The following is a 16,873-nucleotide window of genomic DNA, read 5'->3' as shown; positions in this document are numbered from 1 at the left end:
GCAGCCCGCAGCGCGTCATTACGCCCCGATGGGGGATCGAGTGGCTATCGGTGGCCCGGATGCCACTCGATCCCGCATCGAGCGCGATCTTGGGGTGACGGCAAGGTGCGTCGGGGGCAGGGCTGGCGGGGGTCAGGCGGTTTCGACGATCATGCCGGCGCCGACCGTACGGTTGGTGCTCTCGTCGATGATGACGAAGCCTCCCGTGGTGCGGTTACGGCGATACTCGTCGGCGAGCAGCGGGATGGTGGTACGCAGCCGGACCCGGCCGATCTCGTTGAGCCGCAACTCGCCCGCCGACTCGTCCCGGTGCAGGGTGTTGATGTCCAGGCGGTAGTGCAGACCGCGCACGATCGCCCGAGCCGCCCGGGTGGTGTGCTTGATCGCGTACTTGCCGCCGACCTGCAACGGGCGGCTCTCGTCCATCCAGCAGACCATCGCCTCGATGTCCTGGGCCACCGCCGGGGCATTGTTCGGACGGCAGATCATGTCGCCCCGGGAGATGTCGATCTCGTCGGCCAGCCGTACCGTCACCGACATCGGCGGGAAGGCCTCCGTGACCGGCCCGTCGGCGGTCTCCACGGAGGAGATCCGGCTGGTGAAGCCGGAGGGCAGCACCATCACCTCGTCCCCCGGCTTGAGCACCCCGGAGGCCACCTGACCGGCGTAGCCCCGGTAGTCGGTGACGACAGTGGACTGTGGGCGGATGACGTACTGCACCGGGAACCGGACGTCGACCAGGTTGCGGTCACTGGCGATGTGCACCCGCTCCAGGTGATGCAGCAGCGCCGGGCCCTCGTACCAGGGCATCCGCTCGGACCGGGTGACGATGTTGTCGCCCTTGAGCGCGGAGATCGGCACCACGGTCAGGTCCGGGACGTCCAGCTTCGCCGCGAACGCGGTGAACTCGTCGGCGATCCGGTCGAACACCTCCTGGGAGTAGTCGACCAGATCCATCTTGTTCACGCAGAGCACCAGGTGCGGCACCCGCAGCAGGGAGCAGAGGAAGGCGTGCCGGCGCGACTGCTCCACCAGACCCTTGCGGGAGTCCACCAGGATCAGCGCCAGGTCGGCGGTCGAGGCACCGGTGACCATGTTGCGGGTGTACTGAATGTGCCCCGGAGTGTCCGCGATGATGAACTTGCGCCGCGGGGTGGCGAAGTAGCGGTAGGCCACGTCGATGGTGATGCCCTGCTCCCGCTCGGCCCGCAGGCCGTCGGTGAGCAAGGCCAGGTCGGTGTACTCGTCGCCCCGGGCCGCGCTGACCGCCTCCACCGCGGCCAACTGGTCGGTGAACAGCGACTTGGTGTCGTACAGCAGCCGACCGATCAGGGTCGACTTGCCGTCGTCCACACTGCCGGCCGTGGCGAACCGCAGCAGATCCATGGGGCGGGCCTCCGACGCGGCCCCCGCACCGGCGGGGGTCGGGTCCGTAGCGTCGCCCGGCGTGATCGTCTCGGTGGTCATCAGAAGTAGCCCTCCCGCTTGCGGTCCTCCATCGCGGCCTCACTGACCCGGTCGTCCCCCCGGGTGGCCCCGCGCTCGGTGATCCGGGTCGCGGCGACCTCCTCGATGACCTTCTCGACGGTGTCCGCGTCCGAGCGGACCGCCGCCGTGCAGGAGGCGTCGCCCACCGTCCGGTACCGCACCCGGGCCTTGAAGCGCTCCTCACCGGCACGGGCCGACAGGAACTCGTTCACCGCGTAGAGCATCCCGTCACGTTCGATCACTTCACGCTCGTGGGCGTAGTAGATCGACGGCAACTCGATTCGCTCCCGGGCGATGTAATGCCATACGTCCAGTTCGGTCCAGTTGGACAGCGGGAACACCCGAATCGATTCTCCCGGATGGTGTCGCCCGTTGTAGAGCGACCACAACTCCGGTCGCTGGTTCTTCGGATCCCACTGGCCGAACTCGTCGCGGAAACTGAACATGCGCTCCTTGGCGCGGGCCTTCTCCTCGTCCCGGCGAGCCCCACCGAAAAGGGCGTCGAACCGGTGCTTCTCCACCGCGTCCAGCAGCACCGGGGTCTGGATCCGGTTACGCATCCCGTCCGCCGACTCCCGGACCATCCCGCTGGCCAGGGCCTCCGGCACACTGGCCACCACCAGTTGCAGACCCAACTCGGCCACCCGACGGTCGCGGTAGTCCAGCACCTCGGGGAAATTGTGGCCGGTGTCGACATGCATCACCGGGAACGGGATCTGCGCCGGGGCGAACGCCTTCTGCGCCAGCCGAAGCATGACGATCGAATCCTTGCCGCCGGAGAAGAGCAGCACCGGCCGCTCCATCTCGGCGACCACCTCGCGCATCACGAAGATGCTCTCCGCCTCCAGGGCGTCCAGATGGGTGACCTGGTAGGCCGCGGTCACGGTCATGACATCGACTCGATTCGCTCGCTCATCAGCTTTCCAGACCTTTCCGGTCGGGGCACCAGGAAACTAGCGCCAGGCTACCCACCATGCCGCCGCAGCGCGGAAAGTAACCGACTGGCGAGATCCGCACGGCACACCAACAGATCAGGCAGACGGGGGTCCGCCTCGTTGTATTTCAGCGCAGAACCATCAATCCGGGAAGCATGCAGTCCGGTGGCCGTCGCCACAGCCACCGGCGCTGCCGAGTCCCACTCGTACTGGCCGCCCGCGTGGATGTAGGCGTCCACCTCACCGGTCACCACCGCAGCGATCTTCGCGCCGGCCGACCCCATCGGCACCAGTTCCGCCCCGACCTCCTCGGCCAGGGCGGTGAGGAACGCCGGAGGTCGGCTCCGACTGGCCGCCAGACGCAACCGGCCCGCACCACCGACCGACACGGACGGGTACGCCGGCGGCTGGTCGGTCGCCAACACCCGCTGCTGGGCCGGCAACCCGACAGCACCCGCGATCAGGCCGTGCGAAGCCTGCGCGTCACGCGCCCACAGGGCCACATGAACCGCCCAGTCCGTACGCCCCTGCTCGCTGAACTCCCGCGTACCGTCCAAGGGGTCGATGATCCACACCCGGTCCGCGGTCAACCGGGACCCGGGCGCCGCCTCGCCCTGCTGGGCGGCGGCCCGCCGGGAGCCCTCGTCCTCCTCGGAGAGCACCGCGTCACCCGGACGCCACTTCGCCAACTCGGCCCGGATCAGCTCATGCGAGACCTTGTCCCCGGCCGACTTCAGCGCGGCGGGATCCTCGAACCCCGTCTCCGCGCGGAGGCCCACCAGCGCCTCGCCCGCCCTGGCCGCCAACCAGCGAGCGAACTCTCCGTCGACCATCGGAGGACTGCTCATGTCCTGCGCTCTCCCGTCGCAATCCGGCTACGTCGAACAGCCGCCCCGCTCGGCCACGAACCGACACTATCGGCCGGCCGCCCCAGAACCCTCAGGCGCCGTGATAAGCATTCTGCGTCGGCTCGACACCTTTGGTGATCACCGACTCCACCACATCGGCGGCCCGATCCACCAGGAAATCCAACTCCTTGCGCTCCGCCGCGCCGAAATCCGACAACACGTAGTCCGCCGGATCCTGCCGTCCCGGGGGGCGGCCGATGCCGAACCGCACCCGCACGTAATCCTTGGTGGCCAGCGACTTCGACATCGAGCGCAGCCCGTTGTGCCCGCCCTCGCCCCCGCCCCGCTTCACCCGCACCTGGCCGTACTCGATGTCCAGCTCGTCGTGCACCGCGATCACCTGAGCCGGCGGCACCTTGAAGAACTGGGCCAGGCTGGCCACCGGACCACCGGACAGGTTCATGTACGTCAAGGGTTTGAGCAGCACCAGCTTCGGCCCACCGAAGCCCAGCCGCGCCTCGGCCACGTCCGCCATCGCCCGCTTGTACCGGCCGAAGGTCGCGCCCAGCCGACCAGCCAACAGATCGGCCACCATGAAACCGACATTGTGCCGGTTGCCCGCGTACTGCCGACCCGGGTTACCCAGCCCGACCACCAGCCACGGCCCGGTCTCCTCCGTCACCGCCCGTCCCTCCGTCATCCGCACCCGCCAGGGCTACCCCGATATACGCCGACAGGCGCCCCCGGAAACCGGGGACGCCTGTCGCACAGCTTACGAACCGATCAGGCCTCGGTCTTCGCCTCGGCCGTCTCCTCGCCACCGGCAGCCGCCGGCTCACCGGCCTCGGCACCCTCGGAGGACTCGGCGGCCTCCTCGCCGACCCCAGCCTCGGCCTCGGCGTCGGCCACCTCGACCTCGGGCAGGGTCGCCTCAAGCTGCTCGGCGGTGGGGGCCGCGGTCACCGTGGCGACCGTCTGCTCCGGGTCACCGGCCAGCTCCACGCCCGCCGGCAGGTCGACATCCGCCGCGGTGACCTGGGCACCCGGCTCGGCACCCTCGATCGAGGCCTCCAGGTGATCCGGCACCTTGGTCGCCTCGGCGGTCACCGACACGGTGTCGTGGTCGTGCACGATCAGGGTGTCCTTCGCGGCCTCACCGGTCAGCTCGACCGGCACCTCGACGGTGACCTTCTCGCCCCGACGCACCAGCAGCAGGTCGACGTGCTCGAAGGTGTCCTTGATCGGGTCACGCTGAATCGCCTTCGGCAGGGCCAGGGCCTGCGTGCCGTCACTCACCTCGATCGCGAAGAGCTGGTTGGCACCACCCTTGCGGATGGCCGCCGCGAACTCACGCGCGGGCAGCGCGATGTGCTTGGGCTTCTCGCCATGCCCGTACAGCACGGCGGGCACCTTGCCGGCCCGGCGGGTACGACGGGCACCACCCTTGCCGAACTCGGTACGGGGCTCGGCGCTGATCTTTACCTCGGACACGGGAAAACTCCTGATGCTTCGCGGCAGCTTGTCGTCTGGCGGTGCTGGGCGGGGGGCTCGCAGGGGCTCATGCGTCAGCAGACTGCCCGGAGCACCGCGTCGATCACGGTGCCTCCGTGCGGCGCTTCTCAGCGGCCCGCAGGGCACCCTCGCCGTGGCAACCGCACCAGTCTACCCGAGAGGAATCCCGAAGTTCCGGCAGTCCCCGTACCACCGCCACCGACCGGCCCGCAGCGTATTTCCGCCGCCACCGGCCCGGGATGAATCCGGACGAGTCGACCGACCCGTCCGGATCCCGTCGATCAGCTGAGCCCACCGAACAGGGTCGTCACCGAGCCGTCGTCGAACACCTCACGGATGGCCCGCGCCAGCAGCGGCGCGATGGACAGCACGGTCAGCTTGTCGAGTTGCTTCTCCGGCGGCAGCGGCAGGGTGTTGGTCACCACCACCTCGCTGATCGGGCTGTTCTTCAACCGCTCCGTCGCCGGGTCGGAGAGCAGGGCGTGGGTGGAGGCCACGATCACGTCCGCCGCGCCGGACTCCTTCAGGATGTCCGCCGCCTTGCAGATCGTCCCACCCGTGTCGATCATGTCGTCGACGATCAGGCAGACCCGACCCTCGACCTCACCGACCACCCGGTTCGCCACCACCTGGTTCGGCTTCAGCGGATCCCGGGTCTTGTGGATGAACGCCAGCGGGCAGCCACCGAGCCGGTCGGTCCACCGCTCGGCCACCCGCACCCGACCCGAGTCCGGGGCGACCACCGTCATCGGCCGACCGGCGTACCGGCGCTCCACGTACTCGGCCAGGATGTCCATCGCGAAGAGGTGATCCACCGGCCCGTCGAAGAAGCCCTGGATCTGCGCGGTGTGCAGGTCCACCGTGAGGATCCGGTTCGCCCCGGCCGTCTTCAGCAGATCCGCGACCAGCCGGGCCGAGATCGGCTCCCGGCCCCGGTGCTTCTTGTCCTGCCGGGAGTACGGATAGAACGGCAGAACCACGGTGATGCGCTTGGCGGAGCCCCGCTTCAACGCGTCGACCATGATCAGGGTCTCCATGACCCAGGTGTTCACCCCGTGCGTGACGGACTGCACCACGAAGGCGTCCGAACCACGTACCGAGTCCTTGAACCGTACGAAGATCTCGCCGTTGGCGAACTCGTACGCGTCGGCCGGCGTCGGCGCTACACCGAGCACCTCGCCGATCTCCTTGGCCAGCTCCGGAAAGCCACGTCCGGAAAAGAGCATCAGGCTCTTGCGGTTTTCGGCGACGATGCTGCCCATGGGCCCGTCTGCTCCCGTTTTAGGTCGGTGGTACCCGGCCTGGAGGTGGTAGCCGGCCGGGGACTATTCGGTTGCAGTATCTCCCGCCTCGGTCACGGTTCCCACCGACTCGGCAGCACCGTGGATTGCCTCACCTTCACTTGCGGGCGGAACCTGGGACGGAGCACCCTGCAAGGCCCGCTCGGCCGCCTCCGCGGAAACCGTCCCGGGCCGGTTGCGGGCCACCCAACCACCGATGTTGCGCTGCTGCGCCCGCGTCACCCCCAGAGCACCCGGGGGTACGTCCGTGGTGATCGCACTGCCCGCCGCGACGTACGCCCCCGGCCCCACCTCGACCGGCGCGATCAGGTTCGTGTCGCAGCCCACGAAGGCGCCCTCGCCGATCACGGTCCGGCTCTTCTTCACCCCGTCGTAGTTCACGAAGATCGTCGCCGCGCCGATGTTCGCCCGCGCCCCGATCGTCGCGTCACCCACGTACGACAGGTGTGGCACCTTGGCCCCCGCACCCACCTCGGAGTTCTTCACCTCGACGAAGGTGCCGACCTTCGACTTCTCGGCCAACCGGGCATCCGGTCGCAGATAGGCGTACGGGCCGACGCTGGCCCCCGGGCCGACCTGGGCACCGACCGCGTGGCTGCGCAGCACGGTCGCCCCGGCACCCACCACCGTGTCGATCAGGGTCACGTCCGGACCGACCACCGCACCACTGCCGACCACCGAACCGCCCAACAACTGGGTGTTCTGATCCACCACCGCGTCGCGGTCCAGCGCCACCGTCACGTCGATCCAGGTCGTGGCCGGATCCAGCAGGCTCACCCCGGCCCGCATCCAGCCCTCGTTCACCCGGTCCCGCAGCAGTCGCCGCAGCCCCGCCAGCTCCACCCGGTCGTTGCAGCCCAGGGTCTCGGTGTGGTCGGCCGCCCGGTGCACCGCCACCGGCTCCCCGGCCGAGACCAGCAGACCGAACACGTCGGTCAGGTACTCCTCGCCCTGATCGTTGTCGGTGGAGAGCTTGCCCAGCACGTCCCGCAACCGACCGGCGTCGAAGGCGTAGATGCCGGCGTTGATCTCCTTGATCGCCTGCTGACCGGTGGTGGCGTCACGCTGCTCGACGATCTGCTCCAGCCGACCCGCCTGGTCCCGCACGATGCGGCCCAGGCCGGTCGGATCCGGCACCTCGGCGGTCAGCACGGTGGCCGCGGCCCGCTCCCCCTCGTGGGTCGCCACCAGGGCGGCTACCGTCTCCGGGCGCAGCAGCGGCACGTCACCGTTGAGCACCACCACCGTGCCGGTGGTCTCCGGCGCCGCCTCCAACGCGATCCGCACCGCGTGCCCGGTGCCGAGCTGCTCCGCCTGGTGCACCGCGGTGGCCTCCGGGGCCACCTCGGCCAGGTGCGCCCGGACCTGGTCCGCGCCGTGCCCCACCACCACCATGGTCCGCTGGGCCCCCAGCGGCTCGGCGGCGCTCAACACATGACCGAGCAGGGTACGACCAAGCAGCGGATGCAACACCTTGGGCAGGGAGGACTTCATCCGCTTGCCCTCACCGGCGGCGAGCACGACGACGGTACGGAGTTGGGGCTCGGACACGACGTGGCTCCCGTCGGACGCGGACAGTCTCGCGGCCATGCTAACCAGACAATCCGTTGCCGATCAGCGGAAGCTCCCGGGAGAGGATTCGAACCCCTACAATCAGGACCAAAACCTGACGTCCTGCCATTAGACGACCCGGGAAGGCCTGGAGCGGACGAACCTGAGTCCGCCGGACCCCTACACCTTAGCGCCCCGCGCTCGCAGCACCATCGCTCATCCCCTTCATGATCCCCTCAATTTTCCAATACAGCCGCCGCGACCGGGGCACCTCGACGCTCAGGCAGCCCCGATAAGTGTCAGCCGTGTTCAAACGCACCGTTGTCGGTCGATGTCGCTTCAACGAGGTGCGCTGGAAGGCTTCCGGCGCCACCCCGACCCGCTCCGCCCACCACCTGACCGCCTTTTCGGCATCGGCGGTCTCGTTGGATCGACACCCGGTAGCGCAGCGCCGCACGGTGTTCCCCCAGTGCCTCCACGAACCGCAGGAGCAGCTCGATGAGCGCCGGATCGCTGTTGACGAAGCGAACCCGGCGGTCGTGCGGTCGCCAGGGTTTGGTCTTGAGTCCCTCCGCCCAGTAGAGCGCCGCCCCCACCAGCACCACCTCGCGATATCGCAGTTCCTTGACCCAGGCGGCGGCAGTCGCGACGGTGGCCGCCCGCGCGGCCTCCCTAGCCTGCCGATGCTCCCCCCACTGTGCGTCGGTCATGGCCTTCGAGTGGGCTTGGCGGCGTTCCCGCTCCTGCTCCGGGTCGCGGGCCAACGGCAGGTGCCGCACCCAGAGGTACGCCGTCGACCTGCTGACGCTCAACTGTTGCGCGATCTCCGGTACGGAGTGCCCCGTCGAGCGCAACGCGAGGGCCTCGGCCCGCAGGTCGTCCTTGGCGTTGGGTCGTCGGCTCCGCTCCGGCGGCGGTACGCCGCGCAGCAGCGCGTACACCCGGTTGCGGCCCAGCCCGGTGCGGGCCCGGATCTCCCGCACGGAGAGGTGCTCCTCGGCGCGCAGGCGGCGCACCTCGTCACTCTGGGGGTCGGCCATGCGGCGCAGGCTAGGCCCTGGGTACGACAACTTTCGCATCGGATCTCGTCGCTGTCTGATGTGATCTACCGGGCCGGTAAGTTACGGTGACGTAGCCGTAGATTCGCGTTTTACCGCCGTACCTGTGTGAGGTTCCATGTCCACTGCCCTACTCGACTCCGGCCCGAAACCGCTAACCCAGGGTGCCCAGTCGCGCGGGATCCTCGTCGCGCTGTGGGCCTTTGTGGTGATTCCTTTCCTCGCGTTGTTCGCCGCCGTACCGGTGGCCTGGGGTGGTTGGCTCAGCTGGGTCGACGTGGGTGTCGCCGCCTTCTGGTACGTGGTGTCCGGCCTGGGTATCACGGTGGGCTACCACCGGTACTTCACCCACGGCTCGTTCAAGGCGAAGCGGTGGCTGCGGGTGGCCCTGGCCGGTTCCGGTTCCCTCGCCGTGCAGGGCGACATCATCCAGTGGGTGGCCGACCATCGTCGCCACCACGCCTTCTCCGATCTGGAGGGTGACCCGCACTCGCCGTGGCGCTTCGGCACCAGCGTGTGGGGCCTGACCAAGGGCCTGTTCCACGCCCACATGGGCTGGCTGTTCGGCCGTGAACTGTCCAACCGGGAGCGTTTCGCCCCGGATCTGCTCAACGATCGGGACATCCGGCGGGTCGGTGAACTCTTCCCCGTGCTGGTGATCGTCTCGGTGCTCGGTCCGGCGCTGATGGGTGGGCTGCTGACCTGGTCCTGGCAGGGTGCCTTGACCGCGTTGTTCTGGGGCGGCCTGGTCCGCATCTCCCTGCTGCACCACGTCACCTGGTCGATCAACTCGGTGTGCCACGTGTACGGGGAACGGCCGTTCATGATGCGCAACGGTGACCGGGCGTCGAACTTCTGGCCGTTGGCCATCGTGTCCTTCGGGGAGAGCTGGCACAATCTGCACCACGCCGATCCGACGAGTGCCCGGCACGGGGTGCTGAAGGGTCAGATCGACATCTCGGCCCGGGTCATCTGGCTGTTCGAGAAGGTCGGCGCGGCGTGGGATGTGCGCTGGCCGAAGCCGGAGCGGCTGGCGGCGAAGCTGGCCAAGCCGGCTGACCAGACGGTCTAGCCCGCGAGCCGACCCGCCACCAGAAAGTTACCTGGCAGTATGTTCGGGTGACCGGGCAGAAGACAGGAAGCATTCCCCAACAGGGCGTCACCGAGCGCCAACGAGGTGACGAGATGGCCGAGGTTCCCAGCGGGGGAAGCGACAAGCGGCGGCGTACGGTGCGCGCCGCGTCGACCAAGCCGACCTCGCGGGTACGCATGTCGGCCGCGCAACGGCGCGAGCAACTGATCGCGATCGGTCGGCAGATCTTTGCCGAGCGGGGTTTCGACGCCACCTCCATCGAGGAGGTGGCGTCGCGCGCCAAGGTGTCCAAGCCGGTGGTCTACGAGCACTTCGGTGGCAAGGAAGGGCTCTACGCGGTGGTCGTGGACCGGGAGGTCCGGTCCCTGCTGGACCGGATCACCACGGCGTTGACCGCCGGCAATCCGCGCGAGTTGCTGGAGCAGGCGGCCTTGGCCCTGCTCGGCTACATCGAGGAGGAGACGAGCGGGTTCCGGGTGCTGGTACGCGAGTCGCCGCTGCTCTCCGCGACCGGCAACTTCAGCAGTGTGATGAACGATGTGGCGCATCAGGTGGAGCACATCCTGGGTGCGGAGTTCTCCAGCCGGGGCTACGACCCGAAGCTAGCGGAGTTGTACGCGCAGGCCCTGGTGGGCATGGTCGCGTTGACCGGCCGTTGGTGGTTGGAGGTGCGTAAGCCGCGCAAGGAGACGGTGGCGGCGCACCTGGTCAACCTGTCCTGGAACGGCTTGTCGCACCTGGAGGCGAAACCAGGGTTGATCAGCGCGGGACGCTGATCAACCCTGCACCTCAGCGGCGGTGGCTCTCGGCGACGGGGTGATAGCGGCGGTTGCGTTCGGCCTCGGCGTGCTCCGGCGGCCCCACCTTGTCGTAGAGCCCGGTGCCGAGCAGGATCAGGCCGAAGAGCAGCGACACGACCACGGTCGACATCGAGAAGTTCAGGAAGTTGGCGCGGGTCTGCAGGAAGGACATCATCAGCAGACCGGTGATCAGGAAGACGGCTCCGGCGGTCAGGTTCATGTAGTGACCCAGGTTGCCGCGCCGGGAGGCCCCGATGATCAGCACGATCCCGAAGATCACCGAGACGAGCGAGAAGGCCAGGTTGGTCCGCAGTCCCAGGGCCCAGTTGCTGTCCCGGGCGAACAGCGGTTCACCCCAGGTGGAGGCGGTACCCCATACCCCGAAGGCCAGGATGTAGAGCCCGATCAGGCCGGACAGCACCCGGTAGAACAGCCGCGCCGGGTGGTTGATGGGAATGTGCATCGGCCCTCCAGGCCACCAGGAACAATCCCGACAATTGTCCCCCTCCCACCCCACCCCCGTCAGCCATTTCCCCACCCACGGCCCGCGCGGCAACGACGACCCGCAACCATGACGGGTTTCGCCGGAGCCCGACCCGCGCAGGGATCAAGCCTGACCGCCCGGAGCGGGTCGGGCTCCGGCGAAACCCCACCGCAAGCAGGTCAAACCCCAGCGAAACCCACCGCAAGACGGTCAGGCCCAAGCCGAACCCAAACCAGGAACCAGACTCAGAGCACGAGCCGAGCCTTCTGCCAAGCCTCGTGCTCCTCGTCCGTACCCACCTTGCTGTACATGCCGACCATCAGCAGGGTCAGGCTGAGCAGCATCAGCACGACGACCGTGGCCACGCTGAAGTTGAAGATGTTGGCCTCGGTGCGGATGAAGGCCAGCCCACCCAGGCTGACCACCATGATCAGGTACGCGCTCCACTGGTTGATCAGCACGTCCAGGTTGCGGCCGATCGCCGTACCGGCCAGCACGGCGGCGCCGAAGATGAGGCTCAGCAGCGAGAGGCCGAGGTTGGTCCCCTGCCCGAGCACCCGGGTGTCGCCCTGCCCGAAGAACGGGTCGCCTGCGCTGGCGAAGAAGCCGAGCACACCGAAGATCACCAGGTACAGACCGATCAGCCCGCCGATCGCCCGGTAGATCGGCCGCGCGGGGTGGTTGACGGGGGTGTGGGCCATTTCTGTGTCTCCAAGGCCGTTGGGTCAGGGTCTTCGGGCGATTCTCCCGCACCCTGTGGTGTGACGCCGCACACGGGGTCCCCGGCAGGCGGCGACGCCGCCGGTCGTCCGGTCCCCGGGCGGGGTAGGCGGGTGGCTCAGCCGGCCGGGATCTCCTCGGCCAGGGCGAGCCAGGCCAGCTCGATCTCTTCCCGTTCCGCGCGTACCTGGTGCAGTTGGGCGTCCAGTTCGGCGACCTTGGCGTAGTCGGTGGCGTGGGTGGCCAACTGGTCCAGCAGGGTGGCTTCCTTCTGCTCCAGCTTGCCGACCTGCCGTTCCAGTCGGGTCAGTTCCTTGCGGGCCTGTCGCGCCTCGGCGGCGCTCATCGCGCTGGTGGCGGTGGAAGCGGGGGTCGGCGCGGCGGCCGGGGCGGTCCCGGGGCGGTCCCGGTCTGCGGCGCGGCTGAGGTACTCCTCCACCCCGCCGGGCAGGTGCACCAGCCGCCCGTCGCCGAACATGCCGTACGCCGTGTCGGCCACCCGCTCGATGAGGTACCGGTCGTGGCTGGCCACCACGATGGTGCCGGGCCAGGAGTCGAGCAGGTCCTCCAGGGCGGCGAGGGTGTCCGTGTCGAGGTCGTTCGTGGGCTCGTCCAGCAGCAGCACGTTGGGTTCCCCGGCTAGCAGGCGCAGCATCTGCAACCGGCGGCGTTCGCCTCCGGACAGGTCGCCGACCGGGGTCCAGAGCCGCCGGTCGTCGAAGCCGAAGACCTCGGCGAGTTGGGCGGCGGAGATCTCCCGGTCACCCAGGCGTACCCGGCGGGCGACCTCCTCGACGGCTTCCAGGACGCGCAGTTCGCTGGGGAGTTCCCGCAGTTCCTGGGAGAGGAAGGCGGGTCGCACCGTGGAGCCGGTGACCAGCCGGCCGCCGTCGGGGCGGGTGATGCCGGCCAGCATCCGCAGCAGGGTGGTCTTGCCGGCACCGTTGGCGCCGAGGATGGCTACCCGGTCGCCGGGGCCGACCTGCCAGGTGGCGTCCTCGAGGATGGTCTTGGGGCCGGCGTGCAGCCGGACGTGCTCCAGGTCGTACACCTGCTTGCCGAGCCGGGCGGTGGCCAGGCGTTGCAGGGAGGTGGTGTCGCGCGGGGGTGGCACGTCGGCGATGAGGGCGTTGGCCGCGTCGATGCGGAACTTCGGCTTGGAGGTCCGGGCGGGTGCGCCTCGGCGCAGCCAGGCGATCTCCTTGCGGAGCAGGTTCTGCCGGCGGGCCTCGGTGGCGGCGGCCACCCGTTCGCGTTCGACGCGGGCCAGGGTCCAGGCCGCGTAGCCGCCCTCGTAGGCGCGGACGGTCTGGTCGGCCACCTCCCAGGTGGTGGTGCAGACCGCGTCGAGGAACCAGCGGTCGTGGGTGACCACGACGAGGGCGCCCTTGCGGCCGAGCAGGTGCCGGGCCAGCCAGTCGACGCCGCCGACGTCGAGGTGGTTGGTGGGCTCGTCGAGGATGAGCAGGTCGGCCTCGCGGACCAGCAGGGCGGCCAGGGCTACCCGGCGGCGTTCGCCACCGGACATCGGTCCTACCGGCGTGTCCAGACCCAGGTAGGGCATGCCGAGCCCGTCGAGGATGGCGCGTACGCCGGCGTCACCGGCCCATTCGTGCTCGGCGCCCATGCTCTCGGCGAGCCATTCGGTGCCGAGCACGACGTCACGGACGGTGGCCTCGGGGCTGAGGGTGAGGTTCTGGGGCAGCCAGGCGACCCGCAGGTCACGGCGGTGGGTGACCCGGCCGTCGTCCGGTTCCTCGGCGCGGGTGAGCAGCCGCAGCAGGGTCGACTTGCCGGCACCGTTGAGCCCGACCACGCCGATCCGGTCGGCGTCGTCGAGGCCGAGGGAGACGTTGGTGAGCAACGGCCCGGCAGCGCCGTAGCCCTTGGACACCCGGTCCAGGTTGACGATGTTGGCCACGAACCCACCTCTCATGATCAAGGCGTCCCGGTGCCGGCGGGCACCTGGGGACGCCTGACTCTCAGGGTACGCGGAGCGCCACCGCCACCGCCCACGGCCGGTACCGATGATCGCGCTCGTTCTGGGATCGAGTGGTCTCGACTCGCTACGAGGCCACTCGATCCCGGATCGAGCGCGATCTGGCAGGTGGCCGGAAAGCAGGTCAGGTGATGCGGGCGCCGTGGACCGGGCCGTGGGCGGTGCGGGCCTGCCGGCACACCTCGGCGGCGGTCAGCTCGGCGGCGATCCGTTGCGCGTCGGCGGCGTCGAGGGCCAGGAAGACGCAGGTGGGGCCGGAGCCGGAGACGATGCCGGCCAGGGCCCCGGCCGCCTCCCCGGCCTTCAGGGTGGCCGCCAGGGAGGGGCGCATGGACAGCGCGGCGTCCTGGAGGTCGTTGCCGAGGGCGCCGGCGAGCACCCGGGGGTCGCGCTGGCGCAGGGCGGCCAGCAGGGCGTCCGTGCTGCCCAGGGCCGGTCCGGCCGCCCCGGCCTCGCGCAGCCGGTCGAGTTCGCGGTACGCCTGGGGGGTGGACAGGCCGCCGTCGGCGATGGCGACCACCCAGTGCCAGGAGGTGGGGCGGGCCAGGACGGGGCTGATCGCCTCGCCCCGGCCGGTGCCGAGGGCCGTGCCGCCGTGGATCAGGAAGGGCACGTCCGAGCCGAGGTCGGCGGCGATGCCGGCCAGTTCCTCGCGAGACAGGCCGGTGCCCCAGAGGGCGTCGCAGGCGACCAGGGTGGCGGCGGCGTCCGCGCTGCCCCCGGCCAGGCCGCCGGCCAGGGGGATCTGCTTGCGCAGGTGCAGTCGGGCGTGGGGCATCACCCCGGCGTACCCGGCCAGGGCGTGGGCGGCCCGGATGACCAGGTTGGAGTCGTCCAGGGCGAGTTCACCGGTGCCCTCCCCCTCCATGGTCAGGGTCAGGGTGTCACCCCGTCGGGCGGTCAGCTCGTCGTAGATCGAGATCGCGTGGTAGACGGTGTTCAGTTCGTGGTAGCCGTCCCGGCGCAGCGGGCCCACCCCCAGGTGCAGGTTGACCTTGGCGGGCACCCGTACCTTCACCGGCCCGCTGGCCCCGCGCCGCTCGTCGTCCTCCGGTCGCCAGGCCTCGGTCACCGGGTGCCACCCCGCCCGTACGACGGCACGAACGACTTCTCCACGATCAGCTCCTCGGCGGTTGTCAGGCGGCCGGTCCCGCGTCGGCGTCAGCCTACTGGGCTCAGGAGGTACCGCTCTGGGCCGACGCGGCCACCGCGGCGAACTGTTCGACCGTGAGGGATTCCCCCCGGGCGCCGGGGTCCACTCCGGCGGCGGTGAGCGCCGCGGCGGCCCGGTCGGCACCCCCGGCCCAGCCGGACAGGGCGGCCCGCAGGGTCTTGCGACGCTGGGCGAACGCGGCGTCCACCACGGCGAAGACCCGCTCCCGGGGTACGTCGGTGCGGGGTGGTTCGCGGCGGGTGAAGGCGACCAGACCGGAGTCGACATTGGGTACCGGCCAGAACACGTTAGGTGGCACCTTCCCGGCGGCGCGGGCGTGGGCGTACCAGGCGAGTTTGACCGACGGAACCCCGTACACCTTCGAGCCGGGGCCGGCGACCAGCCGGTCGGCGACCTCCTTCTGCACCATGACCAGTCCGTGCCGGAGGCTGGGCAGCACGGCCAGCAGGTGCAGCACCACCGGCACGGCCACGTTGTAGGGCAGGTTGGCCACCAGGGCCGTCGGGGCCGGGTCGGTCAGTTCGGCACCGGTGATTCGCAGCGCGTCGGCGTGGTGCACGGTGAGCCGGGTGGCGTACGGGCCGGCGTGCCGGGCGGCGGTGTCCGGCAGCGCCGCGGCCAGGGTCGAGTCGATCTCCACGGCGTGTACGTGGGCGGTGGCGGGCAGCAGGCCCAGGGTCAGTGAGCCGAGCCCCGGCCCGACCTCCAACGCCACGTCCTCGGCGGCTAGCCCGGCGGCGGCGACGATCCTGCGCACGGTGTTCGGGTCGTGCACGAAGTTCTGCCCGAACCGCTTGGTGGGGGCGACACCGAGCCGGGCGGCGAGGTCCCGGATCTGTGCCGGTCCGAGCAGGTCTGCGGCCATAGCCCGACAGCCTACGGGTAGCGCAGGGCCCGCTATTACCGCCTCGTGGAGGACGATCAGTGCCAGGGGCCGAAGGCACGCTCGCCGGTGGCGGAGATTGCGGCGCACAGGTCGTCCAGGTCGGCACCGATGGTGGCGGCCAGGGCCCGCACGGTCAGCGGGATGAGGTACGAGGCGTTCGGTCGTCCCCGGTACGGCGTCGGGGTGAGGTACGGCGCATCCGTCTCGACCAGGATCTGGTCCAGCGGGGTCAGCGCGGCGGCTTCGCGCAGCGAGGCGGCGCTGGCGAAGGTGACCGTCCCGGCGAAGCTGAGCAGGAATCCCCGGCGGACACATTCGGCGGCGAACTGGGCGTCGCCGGAGAAGCAGTGCATCACCACGGTGTCCGGGGCACCCTCGTCGTCGAGGATGCGCAGCACCTCGTCGTGGGCCTCCCGGTCGTGGATGACCAGGGTCTTGCCGTACCGCTTGGCGATGGCGATGTGGGCCCGGAAGCTCTCCTCCTGGGCGGCCCGGCCCTCGTCGCCGGTGCGGTAGTGGTCCATCCCGGTCTCGCCGATGCCGCGTACCCGGTCCCGGGCGGCCAGCGCCTCGATCTCCCGCAGCGCGGCGTCGAGGTCGGCCAGCCGGGGTGCCTCGTTGGGGTGCAGCGCCACCGTGGCCAGTACGGCGGGATGCCGGTCGGCCACCTCGGCGCCCCACCGGGAGGAGTCGACATCGACGCCGACCTGGACCAACCGGTCGACCCCCACCGCGGCGGCGACCTCGATCGCGGCGGCGACCGGGTCGGCGGCGTCAGCGGCGCCTGGCACCCCGACCTCGCTGACGGTGATGTCCAGGTGGGTGTGGCTGTCGAGCACCGGCCGGGGCAACGGCTCGGGTGCGGGCGGGAACTCACCGGCGCGGCGGGCCGCGCGCTGGCTGCGGGACTCGGTCATCAGCGACAGCATCACACATCCGGGTGCTCCGCCCGTCCACCACCCGGTGTTCGCCAGCGGTCCCACCGTCACGGGTGACCGCAGGAAACGAGGTCGGGCCGTCCCCC

At 70.1% G+C, this 16,873-nt stretch carries 16 protein-coding genes and 1 tRNA gene; 2 read left to right on the top strand and 15 right to left on the bottom strand.

The annotated features are described in order from the left end of the window. Positions 1 to 132 precede the first annotated feature (132 nt). From cysN to ABZ795_RS18475, 9 genes are all read right to left on the bottom strand, one after another. Positions 133 to 1,386, bottom strand: a complete 1,254-nt coding sequence (gene cysN, locus ABZ795_RS18515; protein WP_357531253.1) for a sulfate adenylyltransferase subunit CysN — start codon at positions 1,384 to 1,386, stop codon at positions 133 to 135. An 80-nt stretch (positions 1,387 to 1,466) separates the two neighbouring features. Then, on the bottom strand, positions 1,467 to 2,378 hold the full coding sequence (gene cysD / locus ABZ795_RS18510; RefSeq protein WP_327022817.1) for a sulfate adenylyltransferase subunit CysD: 912 nt from the start codon (positions 2,376 to 2,378) through the stop codon (positions 1,467 to 1,469). 74 nt (positions 2,379 to 2,452) lie between these two features. Then, positions 2,453 to 3,271 (bottom strand): inositol monophosphatase family protein, encoded by an 819-nt coding sequence (locus tag ABZ795_RS18505; protein ID WP_327022818.1) that lies wholly within the window; start codon positions 3,269 to 3,271, stop codon positions 2,453 to 2,455. A 91-nt stretch (positions 3,272 to 3,362) separates the two neighbouring features. After that, entirely contained in the window at positions 3,363 to 3,953 is a 591-nt protein-coding gene (gene pth / locus ABZ795_RS18500) for an aminoacyl-tRNA hydrolase (RefSeq protein ID WP_327022819.1), read from the bottom strand. A 101-nt stretch (positions 3,954 to 4,054) separates the two neighbouring features. Beyond that, the gene (locus ABZ795_RS18495; protein WP_327022820.1) at positions 4,055 to 4,762 is read right to left on the bottom strand and encodes a 50S ribosomal protein L25/general stress protein Ctc; all 708 of its coding nucleotides are present in this window, start codon (positions 4,760 to 4,762) and stop codon (positions 4,055 to 4,057) included. Between the two features lie 302 nt (positions 4,763 to 5,064). Next, positions 5,065 to 6,045: a ribose-phosphate diphosphokinase gene (locus ABZ795_RS18490; RefSeq protein WP_013731491.1), complete on the bottom strand. Its 981-nt coding sequence runs from the start codon at positions 6,043 to 6,045 to the stop codon at positions 5,065 to 5,067. A 63-nt stretch (positions 6,046 to 6,108) separates the two neighbouring features. After that, positions 6,109 to 7,674 (bottom strand): bifunctional UDP-N-acetylglucosamine diphosphorylase/glucosamine-1-phosphate N-acetyltransferase GlmU, encoded by a 1,566-nt coding sequence (glmU, locus tag ABZ795_RS18485; protein ID WP_327022821.1) that lies wholly within the window; start codon positions 7,672 to 7,674, stop codon positions 6,109 to 6,111. A gap of 34 nt (positions 7,675 to 7,708) precedes the next feature. After that, positions 7,709 to 7,779, bottom strand: a tRNA-Gln gene (locus tag ABZ795_RS18480). 155 nt (positions 7,780 to 7,934) lie between these two features. Then, positions 7,935 to 8,675, bottom strand: a complete 741-nt coding sequence (locus ABZ795_RS18475) for a helix-turn-helix domain-containing protein (RefSeq protein WP_357531232.1) — start codon at positions 8,673 to 8,675, stop codon at positions 7,935 to 7,937. Between the two features lie 136 nt (positions 8,676 to 8,811). Here ABZ795_RS18475 and ABZ795_RS18470 point away from each other — a divergent pair, with 136 nt between their 5' ends. Together ABZ795_RS18470 and ABZ795_RS18465 are read left to right on the top strand one after the other, a co-directional pair. Then, a complete protein-coding gene (locus ABZ795_RS18470; protein WP_357531231.1) occupies positions 8,812 to 9,765 on the top strand; it encodes an acyl-CoA desaturase in 954 nt (317 codons plus the stop codon). A 113-nt stretch (positions 9,766 to 9,878) separates the two neighbouring features. After that, complete coding sequence (locus tag ABZ795_RS18465) at positions 9,879 to 10,562, top strand: TetR/AcrR family transcriptional regulator (RefSeq protein WP_357531230.1); 684 nt, start codon at positions 9,879 to 9,881, stop codon at positions 10,560 to 10,562. A gap of 13 nt (positions 10,563 to 10,575) precedes the next feature. Here ABZ795_RS18465 and ABZ795_RS18460 read toward each other — a convergent pair whose 3' ends face one another. From ABZ795_RS18460 to ABZ795_RS18435, 6 genes are all read right to left on the bottom strand, one after another. Continuing rightward, a complete protein-coding gene (locus ABZ795_RS18460; protein ID WP_327022825.1) occupies positions 10,576 to 11,049 on the bottom strand; it encodes a DUF4383 domain-containing protein in 474 nt (157 codons plus the stop codon). Between the two features lie 266 nt (positions 11,050 to 11,315). Beyond that, positions 11,316 to 11,771: a DUF4383 domain-containing protein gene (locus tag ABZ795_RS18455; RefSeq protein WP_327022826.1), complete on the bottom strand. Its 456-nt coding sequence runs from the start codon at positions 11,769 to 11,771 to the stop codon at positions 11,316 to 11,318. Between the two features lie 137 nt (positions 11,772 to 11,908). After that, entirely contained in the window at positions 11,909 to 13,711 is a 1,803-nt protein-coding gene (locus ABZ795_RS18450) for an ABC-F family ATP-binding cassette domain-containing protein (RefSeq protein WP_357531229.1), read from the bottom strand. 202 nt (positions 13,712 to 13,913) lie between these two features. After that, positions 13,914 to 14,861 (bottom strand): 4-(cytidine 5'-diphospho)-2-C-methyl-D-erythritol kinase, encoded by a 948-nt coding sequence (locus ABZ795_RS18445; RefSeq protein ID WP_327022828.1) that lies wholly within the window; start codon positions 14,859 to 14,861, stop codon positions 13,914 to 13,916. 103 nt (positions 14,862 to 14,964) lie between these two features. Next, positions 14,965 to 15,828 (bottom strand): 16S rRNA (adenine(1518)-N(6)/adenine(1519)-N(6))-dimethyltransferase RsmA, encoded by an 864-nt coding sequence (gene rsmA, locus ABZ795_RS18440; RefSeq protein ID WP_357531228.1) that lies wholly within the window; start codon positions 15,826 to 15,828, stop codon positions 14,965 to 14,967. Between the two features lie 56 nt (positions 15,829 to 15,884). After that, the gene (locus ABZ795_RS18435; protein WP_357531227.1) at positions 15,885 to 16,778 is read right to left on the bottom strand and encodes a TatD family hydrolase; all 894 of its coding nucleotides are present in this window, start codon (positions 16,776 to 16,778) and stop codon (positions 15,885 to 15,887) included. Positions 16,779 to 16,873 lie beyond the last annotated feature (95 nt).

This window comes from Micromonospora sp. NPDC047134 (genome assembly GCF_040643455.1).
Classification (GTDB): domain Bacteria; phylum Actinomycetota; class Actinomycetes; order Mycobacteriales; family Micromonosporaceae; genus Micromonospora.
Note: the sequence above shows the minus strand (reverse complement) of the source record. Positions and strands in the feature narration are given on the sequence as shown.

Coding starts and splice junctions, on each gene's coding strand:
- cysN (WP_357531253.1), bottom strand. CDS start 1,386: ATGGATCTGCTGCGGTTCGCCACGGCCGGCAGTGTGGACGACGGCAAG.
- cysD (WP_327022817.1), bottom strand. CDS start 2,378: ATGACCGTGACCGCGGCCTACCAGGTCACCCATCTGGACGCCCTGGAG.
- ABZ795_RS18505 (WP_327022818.1), bottom strand. CDS start 3,271: ATGAGCAGTCCTCCGATGGTCGACGGAGAGTTCGCTCGCTGGTTGGCG.
- ABZ795_RS18490 (WP_013731491.1), bottom strand. CDS start 6,045: ATGGGCAGCATCGTCGCCGAAAACCGCAAGAGCCTGATGCTCTTTTCC.
- glmU (WP_327022821.1), bottom strand. CDS start 7,674: ATGGCCGCGAGACTGTCCGCGTCCGACGGGAGCCACGTCGTGTCCGAG.
- ABZ795_RS18475 (WP_357531232.1), bottom strand. CDS start 8,675: ATGGCCGACCCCCAGAGTGACGAGGTGCGCCGCCTGCGCGCCGAGGAG.
- ABZ795_RS18470 (WP_357531231.1), top strand. CDS start 8,812: ATGTCCACTGCCCTACTCGACTCCGGCCCGAAACCGCTAACCCAGGGT.
- ABZ795_RS18465 (WP_357531230.1), top strand. CDS start 9,879: ATGGCCGAGGTTCCCAGCGGGGGAAGCGACAAGCGGCGGCGTACGGTG.
- ABZ795_RS18460 (WP_327022825.1), bottom strand. CDS start 11,049: ATGCACATTCCCATCAACCACCCGGCGCGGCTGTTCTACCGGGTGCTG.
- ABZ795_RS18455 (WP_327022826.1), bottom strand. CDS start 11,771: ATGGCCCACACCCCCGTCAACCACCCCGCGCGGCCGATCTACCGGGCG.
- rsmA (WP_357531228.1), bottom strand. CDS start 15,828: ATGGCCGCAGACCTGCTCGGACCGGCACAGATCCGGGACCTCGCCGCC.
- ABZ795_RS18435 (WP_357531227.1), bottom strand. CDS start 16,778: ATGCTGTCGCTGATGACCGAGTCCCGCAGCCAGCGCGCGGCCCGCCGC.